The sequence below is a fragment of the Crenothrix polyspora genome (genome assembly GCF_900163755.1).
Lineage (GTDB): Bacteria > Pseudomonadota > Gammaproteobacteria > Methylococcales > Methylomonadaceae > Crenothrix > Crenothrix polyspora.
Genome location: NZ_FUKI01000154.1, coordinates 1 through 2,467 on the forward strand (window position 1 = coordinate 1; position 2,467 = coordinate 2,467).

The 2,467-nt window shown below is 46.7% G+C and carries 4 protein-coding genes; 1 reads left to right on the forward strand and 3 read right to left on the reverse strand.

Annotation, left to right across the window (positions count from 1 at the left end; translation table 11 throughout):
• Positions 1-49 precede the first annotated feature (49 nt).
• The 3 genes from CRENPOLYSF2_RS15565 to pilL2 are packed head-to-tail and all read right to left on the reverse strand — an operon-like array spanning position 50 to position 1,692.
• A complete protein-coding gene (locus CRENPOLYSF2_RS15565) occupies positions 50-301 on the reverse strand; it encodes a hypothetical protein (protein WP_087144869.1) in 252 nt (83 codons plus the stop codon).
• A 6-nt stretch (positions 302-307) separates the two neighbouring features.
• Positions 308-1,141, reverse strand: coding sequence for a hypothetical protein (locus CRENPOLYSF2_RS15570; RefSeq protein ID WP_087144870.1), 834 nt, complete (start codon positions 1,139-1,141; stop codon positions 308-310).
• On the reverse strand, positions 1,138-1,692 hold the full coding sequence (pilL2, locus tag CRENPOLYSF2_RS15575; protein ID WP_087144871.1) for a PFGI-1 class ICE element type IV pilus protein PilL2: 555 nt from the start codon (positions 1,690-1,692) through the stop codon (positions 1,138-1,140). Before pilL2 ends, CRENPOLYSF2_RS15570 begins: the two co-directional genes overlap by 4 nt.
• Before the next feature lie 344 nt (positions 1,693-2,036).
• Here pilL2 and CRENPOLYSF2_RS15580 point away from each other — a divergent pair, with 344 nt between their 5' ends.
• A complete protein-coding gene (locus CRENPOLYSF2_RS15580; protein ID WP_087144872.1) occupies positions 2,037-2,312 on the forward strand; it encodes an HU family DNA-binding protein in 276 nt (91 codons plus the stop codon).
• Positions 2,313-2,467 lie beyond the last annotated feature (155 nt).

Sequence of the window (2,467 nt, forward strand, 5' to 3'; positions counted from 1 at the left end):
ATTGGCGTAATTTGCCAATCGCAGCAGCTGCATGAGATTCCCCGCACTTTTAATCACACCCAAAGGTGACAGCGACTTGGGACTGACGCTGCCATTCTGGTTCGCTGAGTTGCCACTGCTGCCGGTCAAATAGCTGTGTTTCGGTGTTGATGACAGCTGGTTTTAAGGCAGTAGGCGCACTGGCCGCTAACGGCCTAGTTTGCGGCTGGGTGATCTCAACCGCTAAGCCCAATGTTTGCCAGAGCATCAGTACGGCACTAAAAACCAAATACGGTAACGGATTAATGGATGGTTTCATCATGACACCTTAATCCAATGCCAATAAGCGGCGCTGGCCGTGACGGTTGGCCATATAAACACCTTCGTGGCTGTCAGCAAATTTCACTACCGTCCACCCCGACAATGTGCTGCCTGGCACCAGGGTATAAAGCTGGCCGTGATGGCGTAGCACAGCCTGTGTTTTGTCACCCCACTGGTCAATGCTGGCTAAGGTAAAATCCGGTACTGATGCTTTGGTATCCATTGCATGTACTGATGGCTTGCGCGGTGCGGTTTTGGTTTTTACTGGCCGGTACGTTTGCTTTTTAGGCAATACCGCTGGCGGTTTTCGGTGGTGTGGTTTAATGGCTGTCCGTACCACTGGTTGTTTACGGGCTTGTTGCTGCAAGACTGTTAACTGATTTTCCAATGACTTAAATTGTTCCGTGTAGGTTTGTTGCTGAGTTTCGATACGCGTAGTTAACGAAGCCAACTGTTTTTCCAGCTGTGTTATTTTGGGATTGTCGATCGGTGCCTGTTGAACAGCAGTAAAACGGTCTGGTAGTAAATCCAAAGGCGATGCTGCTGTTATCGGTGGTATATCAATGCTGATTTTTGGGGCTGATGGGGATACAGTTTCAGCCGACACCCAGACAAATTGGGGTATCTGCCAGTTTTTAACGAATGGCAAAATCTGTTTAACATGTCCTGAATAGCCAATCGATAAAGCGATCACTACACCGGCCCTGGCCATCATTATCCAAAGTGGCATCCTACTTGGTTTAGCGGGTGAATCCGATTCAGCATAAAGAGGCTCAAACATCTCATTATGGTCTTCATCACTCACCGCCCTATCCGGTACAAGCTTGTTGTCGGAATTCATGGATATACCCGCTTGGCAATATTGGCAGGTAACGTATACCCTACTTGGCGGTGTACCGGATCGACGGTCAGTTGAAAGGGTTTGCCTGCCAAGGTCTGTAACGCACTTTCCAAGGTCATCGGGCCTAAATGGCGGTGGACGGCAGGTATGGGCTTTTGTAATAATTGCTGGACATCGTAGGCCTGGCGTAAGGCGGTAAACTGGTAACCACTCCTCAGCAATAAATAATCCACTGCCGACTGGATATCGATCACTTCTTCCGGCAAGGTGACTTCGATAATGACTTGCAACAGTGCTTGTTGCTCCCTGGTCGGCACGGCATTGACCGTGTGGTAACGGCCTACTTGTAACCAATGTTGACCCGATTTATGGGTAGTGGCATCTAAAGCAGCCGGATTACGTTGGGTGGCAACGTGATTAGTTGCCGGTGGCCATCGGTCTGTGGCCTGGCCATATCGTGGTTGGATGGTGTTGGTACACTCACACAGCAAACAGGTAATGGTCAATAATCCCCAAAAGGACGCGGTTTTTATAAAGATTAAGCGAGGCATGTGTTTTTTCCTGTACGACTGTTAAAAACAGTGTGCGGAAAAATCATTAAGGCAGCAATAGAAAACCGTCCTTCCAAATCGGACAGTTTTTTTGATGTTGGTTAGGCATCCATTAAGGACGGATTTAATGGGCTGTTTTTAGTCAACCAAGCCATTTAAAGATGCTGTGTGACTCCAGTTATCGTCTATAATCTTGACAGCCGTTGGCTGCCGTTAAAAAGTAAAGGCTGGATTCTCTAGTACGTCAGCCAGATGTTTTTGCTTTTTTTTATGATGGAGCCAACAAATAATCAGTAAACACTTCACTCTTCATTTAATCTGTAAGTTTTACACAGGAGCTACTCATGAACAAATCCGAGATCATCACAACTATTGCAGAACAGGCCAATTTATCCAAAGCCGATGCCGATCGGGCATTAGAAGGACTGCTCAATGCCATCGAAAGCACTTTAAAAGCCGGTGATGCGGTTACTCTAGTAGGTTTTGGCACGTTTTCTGTCAAAGACAGAGCCGAGCGTTTGGGGCGTAATCCGCAAACCGGTGCGGAAATCACTATCGCGGCGGCCAAAATACCGTCATTTAAAGCAGGTAAGAATTTGAAAGATGCGGTTGATAGTTAACCACTGGAAAATATGCGGATAGATGACATAGTGTTAACAAAAGCTATTTTCACTGAAAAGTTGTTGTTGGGCGAACTGAATTTAACCAAGGATTCAGTACCGTACACTTTTTAAACCAAGCCAAAGCTAGCTAATATCATGGCGTTACCTTTAGG

Bases quoted from the DNA above. Each gene is read 5' to 3' on its own strand.
- CRENPOLYSF2_RS15570 (WP_087144870.1), bottom strand. From the start codon at position 1,141: ATGAATTCCGACAACAAGCTTGTACCGGATAGGGCGGTGAGTGATGAA.
- CRENPOLYSF2_RS15580 (WP_087144872.1), top strand. From the start codon at position 2,037: ATGAACAAATCCGAGATCATCACAACTATTGCAGAACAGGCCAATTTA.
- pilL2 (WP_087144871.1), bottom strand. From the start codon at position 1,692: ATGCCTCGCTTAATCTTTATAAAAACCGCGTCCTTTTGGGGATTATTG.
- CRENPOLYSF2_RS15565 (WP_087144869.1), bottom strand. From the start codon at position 301: ATGATGAAACCATCCATTAATCCGTTACCGTATTTGGTTTTTAGTGCC.